This window comes from Anabaena subtropica FACHB-260, from assembly GCF_014697105.1.
GTDB classification, from domain to species: Bacteria; Cyanobacteriota; Cyanobacteriia; order Cyanobacteriales; family Nostocaceae; genus Trichormus; species Trichormus subtropicus.
Map to the genome: position 1 here is coordinate 85384 of NZ_JACJRF010000017.1, position 23092 is coordinate 108475.

At 38.3% G+C, this 23092-nt stretch carries 6 protein-coding genes and 1 pseudogene; all 7 read right to left on the minus strand.

The features are described 5' to 3' along the window. Window positions 1-5 precede the first annotated feature (5 nt). Window positions 6-4592: a type I polyketide synthase gene (locus tag H6G18_RS12195; RefSeq protein ID WP_190407364.1), complete on the minus strand. Its 4587-nt coding sequence runs from the start codon at window positions 4590-4592 to the stop codon at window positions 6-8. Between the two features lie 33 nt (window positions 4593-4625). Further along, entirely contained in the window at window positions 4626-9308 is a 4683-nt protein-coding gene (locus H6G18_RS12200) for a type I polyketide synthase (protein ID WP_242040284.1), read from the minus strand. Between the two features lie 185 nt (window positions 9309-9493). After that, window positions 9494-11173 (minus strand): pyridoxal-dependent aspartate 1-decarboxylase PanP, encoded by a 1680-nt coding sequence (gene panP, locus H6G18_RS12205; protein ID WP_190407365.1) that lies wholly within the window; start codon window positions 11171-11173, stop codon window positions 9494-9496. 120 nt (window positions 11174-11293) lie between these two features. Next, the gene (locus tag H6G18_RS12210) at window positions 11294-14716 is read right to left on the minus strand and encodes a non-ribosomal peptide synthetase (RefSeq protein WP_190407366.1); all 3423 of its coding nucleotides are present in this window, start codon (window positions 14714-14716) and stop codon (window positions 11294-11296) included. 57 nt (window positions 14717-14773) lie between these two features. Further along, a complete protein-coding gene (locus H6G18_RS12215) occupies window positions 14774-15844 on the minus strand; it encodes an LLM class flavin-dependent oxidoreductase (RefSeq protein WP_190407367.1) in 1071 nt (356 codons plus the stop codon). Window positions 15845-15916: 72 nt separating this feature from the next. Beyond that, window positions 15917-20572: a type I polyketide synthase gene (locus H6G18_RS12220; RefSeq protein WP_190407368.1), complete on the minus strand. Its 4656-nt coding sequence runs from the start codon at window positions 20570-20572 to the stop codon at window positions 15917-15919. Window position 20573: 1 nt separating this feature from the next. Beyond that, a pseudogene (locus tag H6G18_RS12225) lies at window positions 20574-22985 on the minus strand (non-ribosomal peptide synthetase); the annotation flags it as partial. Window positions 22986-23092: the final 107 nt, after the last annotated feature.

Genomic DNA, 23092 nt, shown 5'->3' on the forward strand with positions numbered 1-23092 from the left:
ATAAATTACAAATTATTTAAAAGAATAGCTACTTCTTCGTCAGATAAATCTTCAAGTTTTTCTAACAGAATTTGCTCAACCATTTCTGCCTGCTTTGCAGGTATCATTGCTTGCAATAAAAGGTCACGTAAAGGTAATTCCACCGGAAACCTTGCTCGCAATCGAGACACTAATTGAGTCGCAATTAAAGAATCTCCTCCTAAATCATAGAAATTATCGTAAATACCAACTTCTGCAATTCCCAGTACCTCTTGCCACATTTCTATAATTTGCTTTTCCAACTCATTTGTCGGAGCAACATAAGAATTACTCAGATGAGGTCTGGAATAGCGCGTTGCTGAGTCTAATTGATTGACAAATTTGGAATCAGTGCAAGTAGCAGCGTTAAATACTTGATGAATTATGTTGTTTATATCTACTGTAGAAACAATAATTTGAGTTCCCTTTTCTAGAGAGAAGACTTTTTTGAAAACTTCTACAATTTCTGATCGATTAATAGCTAATTCTATTCCCTGCGGCTGTTCTAGGTTTTTTTGTTCTTGAGCAATATTTAATTGTAATTTATCCAAATTAATGATGTACCACGGCAAAGAATGATTCTGCCATTTTTGGGTAATCAGCGTATCTATGAAATGATTAGCTGCTGAATATAAACCTAACCCAAATCCTCCTAAAATAGAAGCTAAAGAAGAAAAGACAGTACAAAAATCTAAATTTCTATTTTGTAGTACTTGTTCTATTACCGAAATCTTACGACGTTGGGATTTAAAGAGATGTTCTAACTCTATGTGAGAAATTTCCGGAATTAAACCAAATATTTTTTCTCGCTTAATTCCAGTTGAATACATAACTCCATTTATTTGACCAATATTCGTAAATGAAAGGCTTTGCTGCATCTGTTCATAATTAGTTACATCAGCACGTATTACCAAAACTTCAGCATTTAATTTTTCTAGTGCTAGCAATTTTTGAATTTTGCAACTCACTTCATCTTCTGGGATGTGAGTTTCAAGCCATTGTGAAAAATATTCTGTTTCTGGAAAATCTAAATCCTCAATAAATATGAGTTTTGCTTGTAGATTTTTGGCTAAATATTCTGCAAGCACAACTCCAATACTTTCTAAGCCACCAGGAAACAGGTAAACACCTTGTTTCCTCAAAGGCATTTTTTCATCAACTACTGACTCTAAGTAAACTGGTTCAAATGTTTGCACCCAACGGTAAGAATTACGGTAAGCAACAACTAAGTCTGAGGATAGAGATGTTAACTCACTTAAAAGTTGGTCAATAATATTACTATTCTTAATATCTTGGCGATCGCCTAAAGCAATATCGATACAATGACAAGTAATATTAGGATATTCTTGAGGAATAACTTTGCATAAACCTAATATTATTGCTTTCTCTGGGTATATTTTTTCATTACCATCAACCTCTTGAATATTGTTAGATATAACCCAAAGCTGTAAGCGATCGCTCATATTGAGCTTACTAATATTCTGTGTTAAAAACAACAAACTTTTGAATTCTAAATAATTATCAATTTGACGACTTTCAACATCATTTACACTCCATAGATAAACAATATTTTGAATATTCTTACCTAATAAGATTAATTCTTTAAGCAAAGTATCATAGTTTTCGCTTACGTATGGATTTATTGTATAAATATTTTCACCTACTTTACTAAATTGTTCCCCCTGCTTAACCGCAATGACATTTTTACCTTGATTTTTAAATACATTAATTAATTCTTCACCTACTCCCACATCATCAACAAAAAATATCCATTCTTGTGTAGATTCTATTTGAGAAGGAGATGAATGAATAACTAAAGAGCGTTTCCATGAAGGAATATAAAACCAGTTGCTAATATCTTGTTTATTATCTAATGTTGTTGGTTTACTAGTTAAATAAGGTAATGGAGATTTAGCATCAATCCAATATCGTAGTCGTTCAAAAGGATAAGTAGGCAAAGGTAAACGATGACGCTGCTCATGAGAATAAAATCCTGACCAATCTATCTCCACACCAGCCAACCACAAACGCCCTAAAGTCTGTAACAGCAAGCTACTATCCGAGACTTGTTCTTTAACATGACGTAAAGAAGTCAGCACCACCTGTGGAGCATTTTGCTCTAAATGCTGTTTTGTGAGTGTACTTAAAGTTCGTCCCGGCCCCACCTCCAGAAAAACACCTTCAAACTGCTGTATTAATTGGGATATCCCATCGGAGAATCTCACAGTTTGTCGTAAATGTTGACTCCAATAGCGGGGATTTGTCGCTTGTTCTGGTGTCATCCAACTACCAGTAACATTGGAAATAAAACCTATGCGTGGTGGATTGAGTTGAAACTTACTGACCCATTGCACAAACTCCTCTAAAATTGGCTCCATCATCAGAGAATGGAACCCATGAGATGTATGCAACAAACTACATTCAATTCCTTGAGAGGATAATTCCTCTTGTAGTGCAGTAACTGCCTCATTTGTTCCAGAAACAACACAGGAAGATGGGCTATTAATCACTGCTATCTCTAGAGAATGTGCATCTAATAACAACTGCACATTCTCTGCGGGAAGTCTAATTGCCAGCATACTTCCTGTGGGTAACTGTTGCATCAGTTGTCCTCTTTTTGCCACAATTGCTAGGGCATCTTCTAAAGAAAATACACCTGCAATGGTTGCGGCTACATATTCCCCGATGCTGTGACCAATCATTGCTGCTGGACTTATCCCCCATTCTATGAATAATTGAGCTAGGGCATATTCGATGACAAATAATGCACTTTGGGTCAAGGCTGTTTGTTGTAGTTGCAAACTAGCTGTTTCTGTCTTTTCTTCTCTGGGATAAAGTAGGCAACGAATATCAATACCGAGGTGAGGTTGCAATATCGCGGCGCAAATATCTATGTGTTGTTTAAATGTTGCTTCGCTTTCATATAATTCCTTTGCCATGTTTGCATATTGCCCCCCTTGTCCTGAAAACATGAAGATTACTGGCTGTTGTCTCCGCTCCTGGTAAGTAGTAAAAATCCGTTCTTGCTCCTGTGTTTCTAAAACACTAACAGCATCTTTAACACTTTGACATACCAAGATTCGGCGGTGATTAAAAGCTCTACGTCCCACTTTTAGAGTATGAGCCACATTAGCTAAACTCAAATTTGAATGTTGTTTTAAATAGTCAACTAAATTTGTAGTTGCAGTTTCCAGAGCAGAACTAGTTTTAGCTGATAATAATAGCAACTGCCAAGGTCTAGATTTATCAGAATATTTAATTTCAGGGGCTTCTTCCAAAATTACATGAGCATTAGTTCCACCAAAACCTAAGGAACTAATTCCAGCTCTACGGGGAGTATTATTATTTTTCCACTCACTAAGTTTAGTATTAACATAAAAAGGACTTTTGGCAAAATCAATCTCAGGATTAGGAACCTCAAAATTAAGGCTAGGAGGTATTTTTTTATGTTTTAATGCCAATACAGTTTTGATTAAACTTGCTACACCGGATGCTGTATCTAAATGTCCGATATTTGGTTTTACCGAACCAATAGCACAGAAACCATTTCTCTGAGTAAAAGCACGAAAAGCCTTTGTGAGTGCAGCAATTTCGATTGGATCTCCAGCAGGTGTCCCAGTTCCGTGAGTTTCTATATAGGAGATTTCATCAGCATCTATACCAGCATTTGCCAAAGCCTCTACGATCACTTCAGCCTGACCATTTACGCTAGGTGCTGTATAGCTAACTTTTAGAGAACCATCATTGTTAATTGCTGAACCTTTAATAACTGCATGAATATAATCTCCGTCGGCGATCGCATCTTTTAATCTTTTTAAAACTACTATTCCCAATCCACTACCGAAAATAGTACCTTGTGCTTTAGCATCAAAGGCTCGACAATGACCATCAGGAGATAAAATTCCATCCTCTTCATAGAAATAACCAGACTTTTGTGGAACTATAATCGTCACCCCACCTGCCAAAGCAATATCACACTCTTCATCCAATAGACTTTTGCAGGCTAAATGTACAGCAACTAATGAAGTAGAACAGTAAGTTTGAACACCTATACTTGGCCCTTTTAAATTTAATTTATACGATATATTTGTAGTTGTGAAATCTTTATTCAGCGTGTATTTATTCGATATATCTATTAAATTAATATTTTTATATATATTGTTGAAGAAGTAAGTATTGGTGCTGACACCAGCATACACTCCTATTAAACCTTCATAAGTTTCTGGATCGTATCCAGCGTTTTCTAAAGCTTCCCACGCACATTCTATAAAGAGGCGATGTTGGGGATCTATGACTTCAGCTTCTCTGGGGCTGTAACCAAAAAAACTAGCATCAAAATATTCAATATCTTCTAGTATAGGTGCGGCTTTAACATAATTTTGATTCTTTAAAATCTCTTCTTCTAGATTTAAATCTACTAAATCATCATTTGAGAAGAAGGAAACAGACTCAACTCCATTTTGGAGATTGTGCCAAAAATCATCGATATTCTTAGCACCAGGAAAGCGCCCAGACATTCCAACTATGGCAATATCTAAATTAGCTGTATTTTCAAAAAATGTATTGCTACTCATAATCTTCTAAACTTAATAAATGAACTTGATGTTTTACTTAGCTTGCATTTTTGTCTGCCTTCTTCTTTGTCCTCGACTTAGCCTTTGCTCAAAAATATTTTCTGGAGATTCTTCAGGAATGAAAATCTTTGACATAGAACTGATATTTGGGCATTCGTAAAGTTTCGCTATAGAAATATTCAAATTGAATAAGTTATTTAATTTGGCAATAAGTTGAATACCTATAAGGGAATCCCCACCAAGTTCAAAGAAATTATCATAAATCCCTATTTGTTTAACCCCAAGAATTTGTTGCCAAATATCAACTAGCTGTTTTTCAATTTCATTTCGCGGTGCAACGTAATCATTATTTAGTTCAGGTCGGGGATATTGTGAGTTTGATTGATTGACAGTCTCTAAAACTTCTATAAATTGTATTTCTTTGTCAGAATTGTATTCCTTTATTGAAGAAAATAAATCAGAAGTAGATACGACAACTTGAGGCATTGTACTTCCCAAACTGCGTACAAAAGCATCTATACCTTCATGAGGTAATATCCCTTGCTGGAGACTTTTGGTTCGTAAATCTTGTAATTGTTGGGATATTTCCGTGTTTACTGCCATTCCCACTTCTTGCCAGGTATCCCAATTAATGCTTGTAGTAAATATGCCTTGTTTCGAGGCATTATAGTGAGCAAAGGCATCAAGAAAAGCATTTGCACCAGAATAATCTACCTGACCAAATCCCCCTAAAATTGAATTTTTAGATGATACTAAAATAAAAAAATCTAATGGAATATTTTTAACAATTGCATCAAGCACTATTGTTCCTTGGACTTTCGGACTGAGAATATTTTCTGCTTCTTCTTGCGTTTTTTGTTGAATTAAACCGCCTCCAGCAACACCAGCAGCGTGGATAACACCGTTTAATTGACCAAATTGCTGTTGAGCTTGAGCGATCGCGCCTTGCATTTGTTGTATATTGCTCACATCAGCACTCATCACCAAAACTTCTGCACCGAAGTTTTCCAGTTCTTGAACCTTGCGAATCTTGTAGCTAGTGCTATCAGCTTGATCATGAGTAGCAAGCCATTGTTCCCACTCATCTCGTTTAGGGAAAGCAGAACGTGCTAGCAATACCAGTTTTGCTTGTACGGTTTGAGCTAAGTATTCTGCCAAAACCAGTCCAATACCACCAAGTCCACCTGTAATTAAATAGACTCCCTTTTCTCGAAGTCGAGGGTTGTCGATTTGAGTTTTATCAAAGCGTACTGGCTCAAAAGATTGCACCCAACGATTCAAATTTCGGTAAGCAATGATTTTTTCAGCATCATAAACTGTCAATTCTGCTAACAGTTTTTCGATAAGTTTTTCCTCTTGCCAACTGCCGCTTAGAGGTAAGGTAATATCAATGCTACGACACTTAATATTTGCATATTCTTGAGAAATAACTTTAACTGGGCCAAGTAAAGTCGCTTTCTCTGGGCAAAGCACTTCACCTCCTGTTACTGGCTGTAGATTGTTAGAAATAACTGTAATTTGAAAATCATTAACAGTTTCTAGTTTGCCCAAAGCTTGGGCAAGAAATAGTAGGCTGTAAAATCCTCTTGTTTGGGCTTGCTCTAAATTTTGATCGAGGCTAGGTGTGACATTCCATAAATGAACAATCGTTTTTGGCAGCTTATTTTGTGTGCAAAGATGCTCGATTAAGGTATTGTAATCACGATTATTTTCAGGATTTATAATATATTTAGATTCACCTATTTCAGTAAAGTTTTCACCGATTCTTACTGTAATTACATCCTGGTTTTGTTTTTCTAATTTTTCTACTAATTTTGTACCCAAGCTACACTCATCAATAAACACCAGAGTGCAGAATTTTTGAGATACTAATTCTTGTTGTACTGGGGGTAAAGAAGGCTTCCAAAAAGGAATATAAAACCAGTCGGCTATATCAGGTTTTTTACCTTGGGATTTTGGAGTGCGTAAGCTTAGTCCGTCGTAGACATCGCTATCTTGTCCTTGCTTTTTAGCATCAATCCAATATCGTAGTCGTTCAAAAGGATAAGTAGGCAAAGGTAAACGATGACGCTGCTCATGAGAATAAAATCCTGACCAATCAATCTCCACACCAGCTAACCACAAACGCCCTAAAGTTTGTAATAGCAAACTACTATCCGAGACTTGTTCTTTAACATGACGTAAAGAAGTCAGCACCACCTGTGGAGCATTTTGCTCTAAATGCTGTTTTGTGAGTGTACTTAAAGTTCGTCCCGGCCCCACCTCCAGAAAAACACCTTCAAACTGCTTTATTAATTGGGATATCCCATCGGAAAATCTCACAGTTTGTCGTAAATGTTGACTCCAATAGCTGGGATTTATCGCTTGTTCTGGTGTCATCCAACTACCAGTAACATTGGAAATAAAACCTATGCGTGGTGGATTGAGTTGAAACTTACTGACCCATTGCACAAACTCCTCTAAAATTGGCTCCATCATCAGAGAATGGAACCCATGAGATGTATGCAACAAACTACATTCAATTCCTTGAGAGGATAATTCCTCTTGTAGTGCAGTAACTGCCTCATTTGTTCCAGAAACAACACAGGAAGATGGGCTATTAATCACTGCTATCTCTAGAGAATGTGCATCTAATAACAACTGCACATTCTCTGCGGGAAGTCTAATTGCCAGCATACTTCCTGTGGGTAACTGTTGCATCAGTTGTCCTCTTTTTGCCACAATTGCTAGGGCATCTTCTAAAGAAAATACACCTGCAATGGTTGCGGCTACATATTCCCCGATGCTGTGACCAATCATTGCTGCTGGACTTATCCCCCATTCTATGAATAATTGAGCTAGGGCATATTCGATGACAAATAATGCACTTTGGGTCAAGGCTGTTTGTTGTAGTTGCAAACTAGCTGTTTCAATATCTTCTTCTTTGGGATAAAGTAGGCAACGAATATCAATACCGAGGTGGGGTTGCAATATCGCGGCGCAAATATCTATGTGTTGTTTAAATGTTGCTTCGCTTTCATATAATTCCTTTGCCATGTTTGCATATTGCCCCCCTTGTCCTGAAAACATGAAGATTACTGGACGGTGACTAGGCTTGTGGTAGTTAGTCAAAACACGTTGGGGGTCGAGGTCATTTAAAGCTTTGATTGCATCTTCTTTGTCATGGCAAACGACTATGCGACGATGGTCAAAAGCTTTACGACCTACTTGTAAGGTGTAAGCAACATCTGCCAGATTAATATCTGGATGTAATATTAGATGTTGGCTCAGATTTTGGGTAGCAGTTTCTAACGCAGACTCGGTTTTCGCAGAGAGTATTAACAGATGATATTTTCTCCCCTGCTCTTCTGCTCCCCTGCTTCCCTGCTTCCCTATAGCCGGAGCTTCTTCCAAGATTATATGGGCATTAGTCCCACCGATACCAAAAGAACTTACACCTGCGCGGCGAGGTATACCGTTGGTTTGCCAATCTGATAATTTCGTGTTGACGTAAAACGGACTGTTGGCAAAGTCTATTTCTGGATTAGGATTTTCAAAGTGTAAGCTAGCAGGTATTTGTTGATGTTTTAATGCAAGGACTGTTTTAATTAATCCTGTCACACCTGCGGCTGTATTCAAATGCCCAACATTAGTTTTTACTGAACCAATAGCACAAAAGCCTTTTTTATGTGTGCTAGCACGAAAAGCTTCTGTGAGAGCCTTGATTTCAATTGGATCTCCTAATTGAGTTCCCGTACCATGTGCTTCTATATATGTGATGGTTTCAGGTTCTACTCTAGCTAAAGCAAGCGCTTCTAAAATTACTTCCCTTTGACCATCAACACTGGGGGCTGTATATCCTATCTTCAAAGAACCGTCGTTATTAACAGCTGAACCCTTAATGACTGCATGAATAAAGTCACCATCAGCAACAGCATCTTCTAATCTTTTTAAAACTACTACACCCAAACCATTACCACCAATGGTTCCTTGTGCTTGAGCATCAAAAGCTCGGCAATGACCATCAGGAGAATGAATTCCGCCTTGTTGATAGCGGTATCCAGTTTTTTGCGGTACTGTAGCGGAAACACCCCCGGCTAAAGCAATATCACTTTCACCATTCATTAAACTTTGGCAGGCTAAGTGGACAGCAACCAATGATGTGGAGCAGGCTGTCTGTACATTGATACTTGGCCCTCTCAAGTTTAATTTATAAGAAATTTGCGTAGGTAAGAAATCCTTATCGTTTCCAATCAAGATTTGGTAACTGTCTACGGATTCCATCAAATCTTGATTGGAATATAAGTTGGAAAGTAGATATGTACTGGCAGCAACACCAGCGAAAAGACCTATTTGACCTTGATAATTTTCAGAGTTGTAGCCAGCATTTTCTAAAGCTGACCAAACACATTCTATAAAAAGGCGATGTTGTGGATCTGTAATTTCGGCTTCTCTGGGAGAAAAACCAAAAAATGCAGCATCGAACAACTCGATATCTTCTAATACGCCGCTTGCTTTTACGTAATTGCGATCGCTCAGTAATTCTGAGTTTACTCCAGCAGATATTAGTTCTTCATTGGTGAAAAAAGAAATTGACTCTACACCATTGGACAGATTTTGCCAAAAGCTATCAATTTTATCGGCTCCAGGAAAACGTCCTGCCATACCGATAATGGCAATTTCGTCTTCGTTTAAACTATTAATAAAATTATTTGTTACATCCATAGCTCGAAGCATTAATACTTTCTAGTTAATCTCAAGATATAAATTTTCCTTAAAAAGGTAAAAGGCATCAGTTTGTAATATTAAGACTTACGCTTTTATGTTTAATTTAGAGGTACTATCTACTTCTAGATTTAATCCAATAAAAACTGAAGTTATTTTTCGCGTAAGTCCTAAAAATACAAATCGAAAACTGATATTTAATAAGATTTGGCTAATTCGTCATTATCTGGAAAATATGACCTGGAAATTTCCGTAACAATTTGAATTTGATCATTTAAAACCGCGTCAATATCTGCTTCTGTAGTTAAGGGATTAGCAATTACTGCACGCATAGCAATAACAGGATTTTCTTTACCCGAAATGATAGTTGTTTTTGTCGTCCGTGAAATAAAAGTACGGCCAATTTGTCGCTGAAGTTTTTGTAAATGCTCGTTCAATTCATTGATGAGTTGATTATCAATTTCCGTCAATTGATTTTTAGCAACAACTCCTCTCAATTGCTCTGGAATATAACGATAAATCAACAAATTTGTATCCGGTTCTGCTAGCAACTCAAATTCAGGCATAGCCGAAATCCGAGCAGCCATGTATTGGGTTTTCCTGATTCCTTCATCAATCAAAAACTCATATCCCTTCAGCCCAATTAGCTTTAAACCAGCGTGTAAAAATAAAGCCATCCCCGGTCGAGAACCTTCTAAAGCACGTTTGCCTAAATCAAATGACCCCTTACGCATGGTATAGCTAGCTTGTTTTTCGATTGAAGAAGCTAGATAGGGGTCGCGGAAAAAGACCATACCAATGCCCATTGGCAGATATAGTTGTTTATGACCATCAATGGTTACTGAATCAGCTTTTTCGATGCCAGCAAGTTTGTGTCGATGTTTTTGGGAGAAGATAACCGGGCCACCCCAGGCTGCATCTACGTGAAAATGTACATTATTTTCTTGGGCTATCTCGGCAATCTCTTCTAGCGGATCGACACAACCAGAATCTGTGGTTCCAGCAATGCCAACAATGGCTATAATATGTAAGTTTTGTTCACGACATTCTGCAACAGTTTGGCGTAGCGCTTGTATCTTGACTCGATTGTTAGAATCGACTGGAACTCTAATCAAGTTTTGGGTACTAATACCCATCAAATCGGCTGCTTTATCAAAAGAGAAGTGCATTAATTCGGAGCCTATCACAACTGCTCCTTTGTAGCCATAAAAATTTAAAGCTGCGGTTAAACCTGCTTTCTCTATGCCTAAAAACTCATTTTTTGCTCCTAAAGATTTATTTCGGGCGCACCAAAGGGCTGTGATATTTGCTGTTGTACCACCAGAAACTAAAATTCCTAATGTACTCTGATTGTTTTGAATATGTTGAGTGTAAAAATTATCGGAAAAATCATAAATTTGTCGGTGCATCATTGCTAAAGCTTCACGTTCGCAGAAGCTCAAAGCTTTTGCAGTCTCTATTTTGACAGCATTTTGATTCATTGCTGTCATTAGTTTAGCTAGAGGACGTACAAAAGAAGGAAGTGCCGAGGTCATGTGACCGATAAATTGTGGCGAAGATGTGTGTATAGAATTAGAAACAATGTTGTCGCCTAAATATTGGAAATAGCTTTCAAAATCAATAGGTTGACTAGGTATTTTACTATCACCAAACTTCCTAATCAGTTCATCAATATCAACGTTAGTATTTGCATTTAGTGTAGTTAAAAAATCTAGAGAAAAATCATTAACTATTTCATCTATTTGCGTTTCGAGAGATTTACCTTTATGACTTGAAGTAAACATTTGCATTACATGATCACCAATTTCTGAATGCAATGTTTGCTCAGTTGGAGAAAAGGTATTCTTGGTTAGAACTTCTTGGTTACTTAATGTCATTTTATCTCCTTGACAAGAATATTTTTACTGCACTGCTAATACTTTTATCAGCCCTTTGGGCAAGGCAGAAGGCAGAGGGTAGAAGGGAAGATTTAAGTTACGGTATTGCCTTGAACCGCCTCATTGAGAAGAAATTTCCTTTCCCTTAGCTGCTCGGTGTTCTTTTCTGGCTTGTTTGCGACGCTGTACTGAAGCTGTTCTATTTTCAGGAATATGAGAAGGCTTGAGAAAAGATGTTTCTTCACTCTGTTTCTGACTGAAATATTTAGCTAGATGGCTGACAGTTGGATATTGAAACATTTCAACTAAGGGGAAATTTCGCTGAAATATTTTTTGCAATTTACTATGAACTTGCACTAAAAGCAGGGATTGACCGCCTAGTTCAAAGAAATTATCATGAATTCCCACGTTCTCAATATCAAGTACTTCTTGCCAAATCTCAGCAATAGTTTTTTCTACCTCGGTCTGGGGTGGCTGATAAACTACTTTTAATTCTGGGCGTACTGTATCAGGTGTGGGTAGGGCTTTCCGGTCAACTTTGCCATTAGGTGTTAGTGGGAGTGCCTCTAATGTGACAAAAGCTGATGGCATCATGTAGTTGGGCAACTTTGCTTCTAAAAAATCCCGTAGTTCAGAAATCATTGGCATTTGCTCTGAGTTCGGAACTACATAAGCAACTATACGTTGAGAGTCTGTTGGTGAAGCATGAACCGTAACTACAGTTTCTTGTACTGCTGGGTGTTGACATAAAATTGTTTCAATTTCTCCCAGTTCAATGCGGAAACCACGGACTTTAACCTGGTGGTCAATACGGCCAATGTACTCTATCTCTCCATTCGGTAGATAGCGGGCTAAATCTCCCGTTTTATAAAGACGTGTAGCTTGTTTACTAAAGGGATTGGGAATAAATTTTTCTGCTGTCAGGTCGGGGCGGTTCAAATAGCCTCGCGCTAGTCCTGCACCGCCTATGTGCAGTTCGCCTGTTACACCCACGGGAACTAGCTGGTTATATTGGTCTAGGATGTAGAACTGGGTGTTTGCAATTGGATGACCAATTGGTACAATTTTGCGATCGCTTTCAATTAAAGATGCTGCTGACCAAATGGTAGTTTCTGTGGGGCCGTACATATTCCACAGGGCAGCACACCGATGCAATAATTGATTGGCTAGGTGTGGGGGTAAAGCTTCGCCGCCACAAAGAATTTTTAATTGATTGTTACCACTCCAGCCTGATGCCAAAAGTAATTTCCAAGTTGCTGGTGTCCCTTGCATGACTGTGGCTTTTGACTCTATGAGTTTTGCTGACAACTGCGTTCCGTCTGAGGCGATTTCCCGACTGGCGATTACCAAGCGACCACCTACTACAAGTGGAAGGAAAAGTTCTAAGGCTGCAATATCAAAGGATATGGTAGTGACTGCTAATAAGATATCTTTCTCGGTTAGCCCCGGCCTTTGCTTCATGGCAGACAAAAAGTTGCTCAAAGCCTGATGGGGAATTTGTACGCCTTTAGGTTTACCTGTGGAACCAGATGTATAAATGACATAAGCTAGGTTGTCAGGAGTTAGATTGCAGGATACATTTTCCTGGCTTTGTTGTGCAATGGCTTGGCAATCTGTATCCAAACAAACGACTTTGGCTTGGTGTTGGGGCATTGCCTGCACAAGTGACGCAGTAGTTAGCAACACTGTCGCTTGAGCGTCTTCTAATATAAATGCTAATCGTTCTTGGGGATAGCTAGGGTCTAGTGGGATGTATGCACCACCAGCTTTGAGGATGGCTAATAATCCGACGAGCATATCGAGCGATCGCTCTATAAAAATCCCGACTAATACTTCTGATTTTACTCCTAAAGCTTGTAAGTAATGCGCCAATTGATTTGCTCTGGCGTTGAGTTCTCTATAAGTCAATTGTTGGTCTGCAAACACCACTGCTACAGCATCGGGTGTTCTTTCCACTTGAGCTTCAAACAACTGATAGATACATTGATCTTGAGAATACTCTACTTTTGTATCATTCCACTCTACTAGTAATTGATTTTTCTCAGGTTCTGTGAGCAGTGATACTTCTGAAAGCTGTTGCTGTGGATTAGCGACAATTGCCTCCAGTAAATTTCGATAATGTTCCACCATTCGAGTAATGGTGTTGCGAGCGAAAATATCAGTGCTATATTCTACCAGCCCTGTTATTCCTTGCACTCCTTCCGATAAGTTAAAACGCAACTCAAACTTCGCTGTTCCATTGTCAAATATCAACGGACTTACCTTAAGTTCTGCAAGTTCTAACGGCTCCACTTGCGTTTGTTGCAGATCGAATTTGACCTGAAACAATGGCACCATTTCGCTGAGATTTCGCTCTGGTTTCAAAATATCCACCAGCTTATCAAAGGAAAGGTCTTGATGGTCGTAAGCCTTAAGAGTTGTTTCACGTACTCGACTTAGTAACTGACAGAAAGTTGGGTTTTCAGATAAGTCAGTACGCAGCACCAAAGTGTTAATTAAAAACCCAATTAATCCTTCAGTCTCAACTCGATTGCGGTTAGCAATATCCGTTCCAACAACAATATCATTTTGGTAAGTGTATTTATATAATAAGACTTTAAATACTGTTAATAATAATGTAAATAGTGTTACTCCTTGTTTCACACTCAAAGCTTTGAGTGCATCAGATAGAGTTTTAGATAATTCAAAAGTCTGTGTTGCACCTTGATACTTTGCAACGGCTGGTCGAGGTTTATCAGTGGGTAGTTCTAAAATAGGCAGGTTAGCAAGCTGCTTTTTCCAGTAATCCATTTGGGTTGCCAACACTTCTCCTTGGAGATATTGTTGTTGCCAAACTGCCCAGTCTGCATATTGGATTGGTAGTTCAGGGAGTGGTGTAATCCCTTGGAGAAGCAAGCTATGCGTAGCATCTCCCAGAGAAAGTTGCTGATGGGAAAAAGCTTCGTAAAGAACTTTCATTTCCCGAACAAATATGCCTAAAGACCAGCGATCGGATATGATGTGATGAGTTTTTAACAACAAAACATATTTTGCTTCTTCCAATTGTAAAAGAGTTATTTTTAATAATGGTTTAGTCAAATCAAAAGGTTCTTCGGCTTCTTGAGTAGCTAAACTTTCAACTTCTTCTTGTTGATTGGGTACATCTCTCAAATCCAATCTTGATAATGTATATGGCTGATGTGGATTAATTAACTGAACTGGTTGTCCTTGTGAATCAGTAGTAAAAGTTGTTCGTAAGCTTTCATGACGTTTGATAATTTCGTTAAATACTTGCTCCAATACTGTTGCATTTAACTGACCTTCGAGACACAAAGCACTAAAAACATTGTAAGCACCACTATCAGGGTTTAATTGCTGGAAAAACCACAGCCTTTGTTGAGCAAAGGATAAAGGTAATCTGTTAATATCTTTTCTTTTGGGAATTTCTAATTTAGATATTTCTGAAGTTCTTACGTGATTCAAACCTTTTTGTTTGAGCCGTTTTTCAAATATTAACCGTTGCTCTGGAGATAGAGCAGCTATTTGTTGAGAAAAATCACTCATTAGTGTGCATCCAAAATAATTAATACTAAAACACAAAGAATTATAGTCACTAATATCTCAATGTACTGGTAACATTTTTTCTGTTTTGAGATTACACATATCCTTTAAATCTTTTAAATAAGGCAAACTTGACATGACATCGTCAAAATTATCATTGAAGTCAATCAGACAAGCAACTTCATCAACATCAGCTGCTTTCAGACGCTCAATCATTTGTAGACAGGTTGTTTTTGACCCAATGAGAGTTCTGCCCTTTAGCCAACCTTCGTAGGCAAACCTTAATAAACTATTAATGTCTGCTTCGGTAAATTTTTTCAAATCAATCCGTACTCCAGCATTCTTGGCTAAATTTTCTAGCAATTCTATATGTGTTTTCAAGTAATTATAAAAAGGTTCCCTAACTTGTTCTTTTACTATATTGAAATCTTCTCCTACAAAAGTATGTAACATGATTGCTACTTTTCCTGCTTGAGGATTATGACCATGTTTTGCTAAAGATTGACGATATAGTGATATGAGTGGAGCTACTTCTTCTAGAGTTGCACCTAGCAAAGAGGTAAGTACGTTAGCACCCATTTTGCCAGCTTCAATATATGTTATGTCTGATTGACACACAATCCAAGTAGGTAGTTTCTGCTGTATTGGTCGGGGAAATGTTCTTACCTTGAAAGCTTTCCCAGTTACATCTTGGAGTTCTACATATTCGCCTTCCCAAAGTTTCTGGACTTTATTTATCCCAGACCACATAGTTTCTTTTCGATTAGCATGACTTTCGCTAGAAAGTACAAAGTCATCTATTGTCCAACCGGAAGCAAAACCAAGAGCAACTCTACCGTTGGAAATATTATCAATCACAGACCATTCTTCAGCAACTCGCGCTGGATTATGAAGTGGCATGACAATACTACCAGCCCTTAATTGAATTTGCTCTGTCACCATTGCCAACATTGCCGAAGTCAAAGAAGGATTGGGATAAAGTCCTCCAAAGGGATGAAAATGACGTTCGGGAGTCCAAAGTGCAGAAAAACCATTTTTATCTGCATATTTGGCACTTTCTATTAATAAATTATATTTATTTTTTCCAGTTGTAGAGCCATCACCAGAAAAATAAAGTAAGCTGAAATCCATTCTTAACTCCTGAGATTATCTGAGGTAATTAATTAGTTAAAAAAAACAAATAGTAGCCCTATATCACTGTAATTAAGAGTCTTTCACTAACTCTTGTTGAATTTCTTCTAGTGAAAGGTTTTTCACTTCTTGTAATAAAGCTGCAAATTCTTGCATATCTTCTTGTTTAGGTTGATTTTCAGCGATGATATTAGCTAGCCCAGCTACAGTAGGTGCATCAAAAAGAATACTTTGTAGGGGCAATTCCACTTGAAAACTTTCTCGCAAACGCGAAGTCACCTGGACAGCTAGTAAGGAATGCCCTCCTAACTCAAAGAAATTATCGTGAATACCAATTTGTTCAACACCGAGGAGTTCTTGCCAAATAACTGCAATAGTTTTCTCAATCTTATTGCTGGGAGCTATATAGGTAGATTGCAAATTTGGTCTTGAGTACTGTAAAAGAGTATCTCCTGGGAGAATATCTTTATTGTCTAGTGGCTCACGCTTAATCCATGTGTTTAGTCTAGCTTGCAAATTCCCTGGAGAAACAATAAATTGACCTGCTGAATCCATTGATAAAATGCGTTGAGAAACATTCCATGCTTCTTCAGGCATCATTGCTAATTCAGCTAAATTTGTGCCAAATGCAGTATTGTTCTCTTGTTCCTCTTCATATTTTACCGCATCCCAGTTAACACTAAACCAAGGAATATGACTTGTTTGATTTTTTTTGTTGACAAAGGTATCAATGAAAAGATTAGCTGCCGAATAAGCAACAAGTCCCAGACCCCCCACAAGAGATGATAATGAAGATTGTAGTAAATAAAAATCTACTTCTCTATTTTGCAAAACTTTTTCTAAAGCATAAATTCCATCAACTTTTGAATGGAATTGTGATTTAATCTCACACTGACCAATTTCTTGGATAGAAAAAGCAGATTTTTTATCACTCATTGGTGTTACATAAAATACCCCATTAATCTGATTAAATTCTTCATATACTTGATTAAGGGCGATGTTCATTTGCTCAATATCTGCCACATCAGTATTAATTATTAGAAGTTTTACACCTAAATCTTCTAATTCAATTATTTTTTTGATATAACGAACAATAGTATTTTGTTCATCGTGATTTGCCAGCCATTGCGACCATTCATCTCTCTGGGGAAGTCCTGTATTGCCAATGAAGACGAGGTTTGCTTGTAGTGTGTGAGCTAGGTATTCTGCAAACACTAAGCCTAAACTTCCTACAAAATCGCCTGCTATGAGATAAATTCCTTTTTCCCTGAGCCTAGTTTTTTTGATTTCAACTTCTTTTAATTGTGTCGGCTCAAAACTTTCTATCCATCGATGATTGGCGCGGTAAGCAACAACTAAATCAGATGAATGGGTTACCATTTCCGCTTTGAGTTGCTTTATTAATTGATGTTCTGCGAAACTTCCCGATTCAGGAGTGACAATATCAATATTACGACAGGTAATATTTGGATATTCTTGCGGTATTACTTTACACAATCCTAAAACTGTTGCTTTTTCTGGAATTAACTCTTCTTGTCCTATGACATCATAAAGGTTATTCGTTACAACTATGATTTGTAGAGGATTTGTAACATTTTGTTTACTAAGCGTTTGGGCTATGAAAAGTAGGCTATTGAAGCCAAAATCTTGATAGTTTTCAAAAGTGGAAACTGTTGATAGCCCTTGTTTAGGCTTGGTTGTAACACCCCAAAAATGAGCAATAGTTTGTGGAATGTGACCTATCTGACGCAGTGTTTGGAACAGGATAGCATAATCATGCTGCTGTTGAGGATTGATTGCATAAGCGCGATCGCCTAATTGGGTAAATTCCTCTGCGATCGCCACAGTAATGACTTCTTGTCCTTCTTGTTCCAATTGTTGAGCAATTTGTGAACCTAATTGACAATGGTCAACAAAAACCAAGTAACAAAGCTTTTGCTTCATTACTACTTTTTCTGCTAAAGGTTCAAGTAACTTAAGTTGTTTCCAACTAGGAACATAGAACCATTCGTCAATATTTGATTTTTTACTTAGCTTATGGTTATTACTTGTGTCGTTGGCTGTTTGTGGGTCGAGCCAATAACGCTGACGCTCAAAAGGATATGTTGGTAATGTAATGCGCCGACGTTCTTCTTGGGCATAAAAACTATACCAATCTACCTGTAAACCTACTAACCAAAGTCGCCCCAAAGTATTAAGTAAAAATGCCACATCCGACTGTTGGTCTTTCGGATGGCGCATTGAACTTAGCACTATAGATTTAGTAGCCTGTTGTTTAGCAAAAGTATTTAATGTTCGTCCTGGGCCAACTTCCAGTAATATTGGCATTTGCTCTGAGTTATTAAACAGTTCAGCAACTCCTGTAGCAAAGCGTACTGTATGCCTTAAATGTTTTGTCCAATAGCTGGGATCAGTTGCTTCAGATGCAGTAATCCAGGTTCCTGTGACATTGGAGATAAAAGGAATTTGAGGAGAATTTAAATTGATTTTTTGAACTTTGTCAGTAAATGCTTCCAGAATGGCATCCATCATTTGCGAATGAAAGGCATGGGAAGTATGCAATTTCCGACACTCTACGCCTTTTGATGTTAACTGACTTTGCAACTGAGCGATCGCTTCCTCGGAACCTGAGACAACACACAAAGATGGTGCATTAATTGCAGCTAAAGAAACATTCTCATCCAACCACGGTTTTATTGCTTCCTCTGAAAGTACAACCGAAAGCATGGCACCAGATGGAAGTTGTTGCATCAGTCGTCCACGAGTAGCAACCAGTGCTAAAGCATCTTCCACAGAGAACACACCAGACAAACAAGCGGCTACGTATTCCCCAATGCTATGACCAATCATGGCTACAGGAGATATACCCCACGCCATCCACAACTGAGCTAGAGCATACTCAATGACAAAGAGTGCTGGCTGAGTAATGTGAGTTTGTTGTAGTTGCTGGGCAGCAATTTCTATCTTTTCTTCATTGGGATATAAAATACTGCGTAAATCAACACCAAGATGAGATTTCAGGATTTCACAACATTCATCTATATGTTTCCTGAATACTGGCTCAGTGTTGTATAACTCTTGACCCATGTTCACATACTGTGAACCTTGACCGGGAAACATAAATATAGTTTGTCGGTTGCAAGCTTCTTGAAAGTTGGTGAAGATTCTTTGTGAGTCTATGTTTTCGAGAACTGTAACCGCATCATCAAAATTTTGACATACAAGCATTCGACGATGCTCAAACCCTCGACGACCAACCTGTAGGGTGTATGCAACATCGGCCAAGTTCAGGTCTGGATGCTGCTTGAGATGAGTAAATAAATTTGTCGTAGCAGTTTCTAGCGCCGACTCGGTTTTTGCAGAAAGCAATAACAACTGCCAAGGACGAGAGACACTAGAGGGTTGAGTAGTCGGTGCTTCTTCCAGAATCACATGAGCGTTAGTTCCACCAATGCCGAATGAACTAACTCCAGCACGGAGGGGAGTGCCGTTGGCTTTCCACTCTGAAAGTGTAGTATTAACGTAAAAAGGACTGTTATCAAAGTCAATTTGAGGGTTGGGCTGCTCAAAATGCAAGCTTGGCGGTATCTGTCTATTTTTCAGGGCTAAAACTGTTTTGATTAATCCCGCAACACCAGCCGTAATATCAAGATGTCCAATATTCGTCTTGACTGAACCAATAGCACAGTAATTTTTCTTGTGTGAATCAGTACGAAAAGCTTGCGTTAGTGCGGCAATTTCAATTGGGTCGCCTAAAGAAGTTCCTGTTCCATGTGCCTCGATATAAGTAATTGTCTCAGGGTCAATTTCCCCAATTGTTTGAGCCGCTTTAATTACCTTCGCTTGGGTATCGATACGAGGTGCTGTATAACTAACTTTTAGGCCACCATCGTTATTAATAGCTGAACCTTTGATAACAGCATGAATGCAATCTCCATCAGCAAGGGCCTCTTCTAATCGCTTCAAAACAACAAGTCCTACACCGCTACCAAAAATAGTTCCTTGCCCTTTGGCATCAAAAGCACGACAATGACCATCTGGAGATAAAATTCCCCCTTCTTGATAGGAATATCCAGATTTTTGTGATGCACTGATGGCAACACCACCCGCTAAGGCGATGTCACATTCACCACCTAATAAACTTCGGCAGGCTAAATGCACAGCAACTAAGGAAGTGGAACAGGCCGTTTGCACGTCAATAGAAGGCCCTTCTAATTCTAATTTATAAGAAACTCGTGTTGTGAGAAAGTCTTTATCATTAGCAAAAACCAGTTGTTGTCCATCAATAGAATTTTTAACGTTCTGATTTGTATAAAGGTTAATTAAATAATTATTAATCCCTGTACCAGCGTAAACTCCAATTGACCCTTGATACTGTTTTGAATCGTAGCCAGCACTTTCCAGAGCTTGCCAAGCACACTCTAAGAAAATACGCTGTTGAGGGTCGAGAACTTCTGCTTCTCTGGGATTGAAGCCAAAAAATGCAGCATCAAATAATTCTATATCTTCTAATATGGCGGCGGCTTTAACATAATTGGAATCGTTGATAACAGCAAGGTCTATTCCTGAAGATTTGAGTTCTTCATCTGTTAAAGGCACTATTGACTCTACACCATCTCGGAGATTTTGCCAAAATTCTTCAATATTGTTAGAGCCAGGAAAGCGGCCTACCATGCCAATAATGGCTATTTCTAAACCCGTTTGCTCAAACGTTGCTGAATTATCCATTTTATCTGACTCCTTTACTGATTTTGAGAAATTGTTTCATCCGAATTTTGCCTGCTTCTAATTGTTGAGTCCGAGCTTTATTTGAGTGAATTTCTGATAATTTATGCTCGTTTGTCTGATTCAAAAACTCAGCCAAAGAACTGATAGTTGGATATCTAAATAAATCGAGTATTAATAAATCTTTTTGCAATATTTCCCGCAGTTGGCTATGAACCTGAACCACTAATAACGAATGTCCACCTAGCTCAAAGAAGTTATCGTTAATCCCAACTTTTTCTATTTTCAGTGCCTTCTGCCAAACCATCGCAATAGATGCTTCTAAATCATTTTGTGGTTTGATGTATGTGGTTTCTAACTGGGGACGAAGATTATCTGGTATTGGCAGCGATCGCCTGTCTACTTTACCATTAGGTGTTAATGGTAGAGCCTTCATCGATACAAAGGCAGCAGGTATCATGTAATCAGGGATTTTTTCTTGTAAGAAATTCCGTAATTCGCTAATTTTCAATTCCTGTTCGGATACTACATAAGCTACTAGTTGCTTATTTCCAGATACATCTTCCCTGAGAACAACTACAGCTTCTTGCACATCGGGATATTGAGTTATTTTAGCTTCAATTTCTCCAGTTTCCACCCGGAAACCACGAATTTTTACTTGATGGTCGATGCGACCAATGTACTCTATTTCTCCAGTGGGAAGATAACGGGCTAAATCTCCAGTTTTGTAGAGACGCGACGTTGGTTTATTGCTAAAAGGATTAGAGAGAAATTTTTCAGCAGTTAGTTGAGGAAGGTTTAAATAACCTCGTGCTAGTTGTTCGCCACCTACATATATTTCACCTGGTAAACCTACAGGAACAGGTTGTTTATTTGTATCTAGGATATATATTTGTGTATTAGCAATTGGACGACCAATTAAGACGGATGCTGATAGGGGTGTTTGTGGGGTAATACTGTAACAAGTAACATCCGCAGATACTTCTGATGAACCGTAAAGGTTTAACAAAGTACTATCTGGCAAACTCTGGCGAAATTGTCCAAGCAATTCATGAGAAAGAGCTTCACCACTGCTAATCCACAACTTTAATTTAGGTAGCTGCAATTGTAAAAGATTAGCTGTACTTAACATTACAGCCAATAAGGAGGGAACAACTACTAAGCGTGTGATATTATTCTCGGCAAGAACTGCTATAAACTGTTGTGGGTCTTTGACAACTCTATTGGGGATAATTACTAGAGTTACACCTTGAAGTAAGGGGCCAAAAATTTCCCATACTGAATCAACAAAATTTAAAGATGTTTTCTGACAACAAATTTCTTGCTCTCCAAAAGGATAATTCTGCCACATCCATTGAAAGCGATTGATAGCACCTTTGTGCAAACCAAAAACACCCTTCGGTTGACCAGTAGAACCAGAGGTGTAGATAACATAAGCTACATTCTCGGCTGCTAAACTAACAATAGGATTGTCTTGACTTTGTTGGCTAATTAGGGCTTGATTGGTGTCTAAACAAACTATCTGTGTTTCATGTTGAGGAAGCTTTTGTTTGAGGTGCTGCTGAGTTAGCAGTATTGGCAATTGAGAATCTGACAATATGAAAGCTAGGCGTTCCTCTGGATAGTTAGGGTCTAACGGTATATATGCACCACCTGCTTTGAGAATGGCTAAGATACCCACGACCATATCGAGCGATCGCTCAACACAAATCCCAACTAATACCTCTGGTTTTACTCCTAAAGTTTGTAAGTAATGCGCTAATTGATTTGCTTTGGTGTTTAGTTCGCGGTAGGTTAGTTGCTGATCTACTCTGCGAGAAGCCGCGCTTTGCTCGTCTACAAATACTACTGCTACTGCATTGGGTGTTTTGTCTACTTGTGCTTCAAACAAATGATGAAGGCATTTATCTTGAGGATATTCAACCTGAGTCTCATTCCACTCTACTAAAACTTTATGACGCTCTGATTCTGTTAATAATGGTAATTCTGATAGCCGTTGCTCTGGATTAGTAACAATACCTTTGAACAAAGTCTGTAAATGTTCCACCATGCGAGTAATGGTGGTGTCATCAAATAAATCTGTATTATATTCTAAAGTTCCTACTAGTCCCCCTTCTGTCTCTTTCATGTCAAGTGTCAAATCAAACATGGCGGTGTTTGCGTTATTTTCCCGGAAATTCAAAGTTAAACCTGACAGTTCTAACGCAGACATGGGGGTATTCTGAAGAATAAACATCACTTGAAATAGAGGCGCATGACTCAAATTTCGCTGTGGCTGCAATTCTTCAACTAACAAATCAAAAGGTATATCTTGATGAGCATAAGCTTCTAAAGTCTTCTCACGTACACGCCTCAATAATTCTCTAAAAGTGGGATTACCAGTGAAGTCAGTACGCAACACAAGGGTATTGACAAACAATACCTTAGCCAAAATAAGAGGATGAAGAGAGAGGGCCGATGTAGTAGAGTTATTGTCTCTCACAACGACAACTCAAAAACCACAATCAGCCCATGCCCGATATC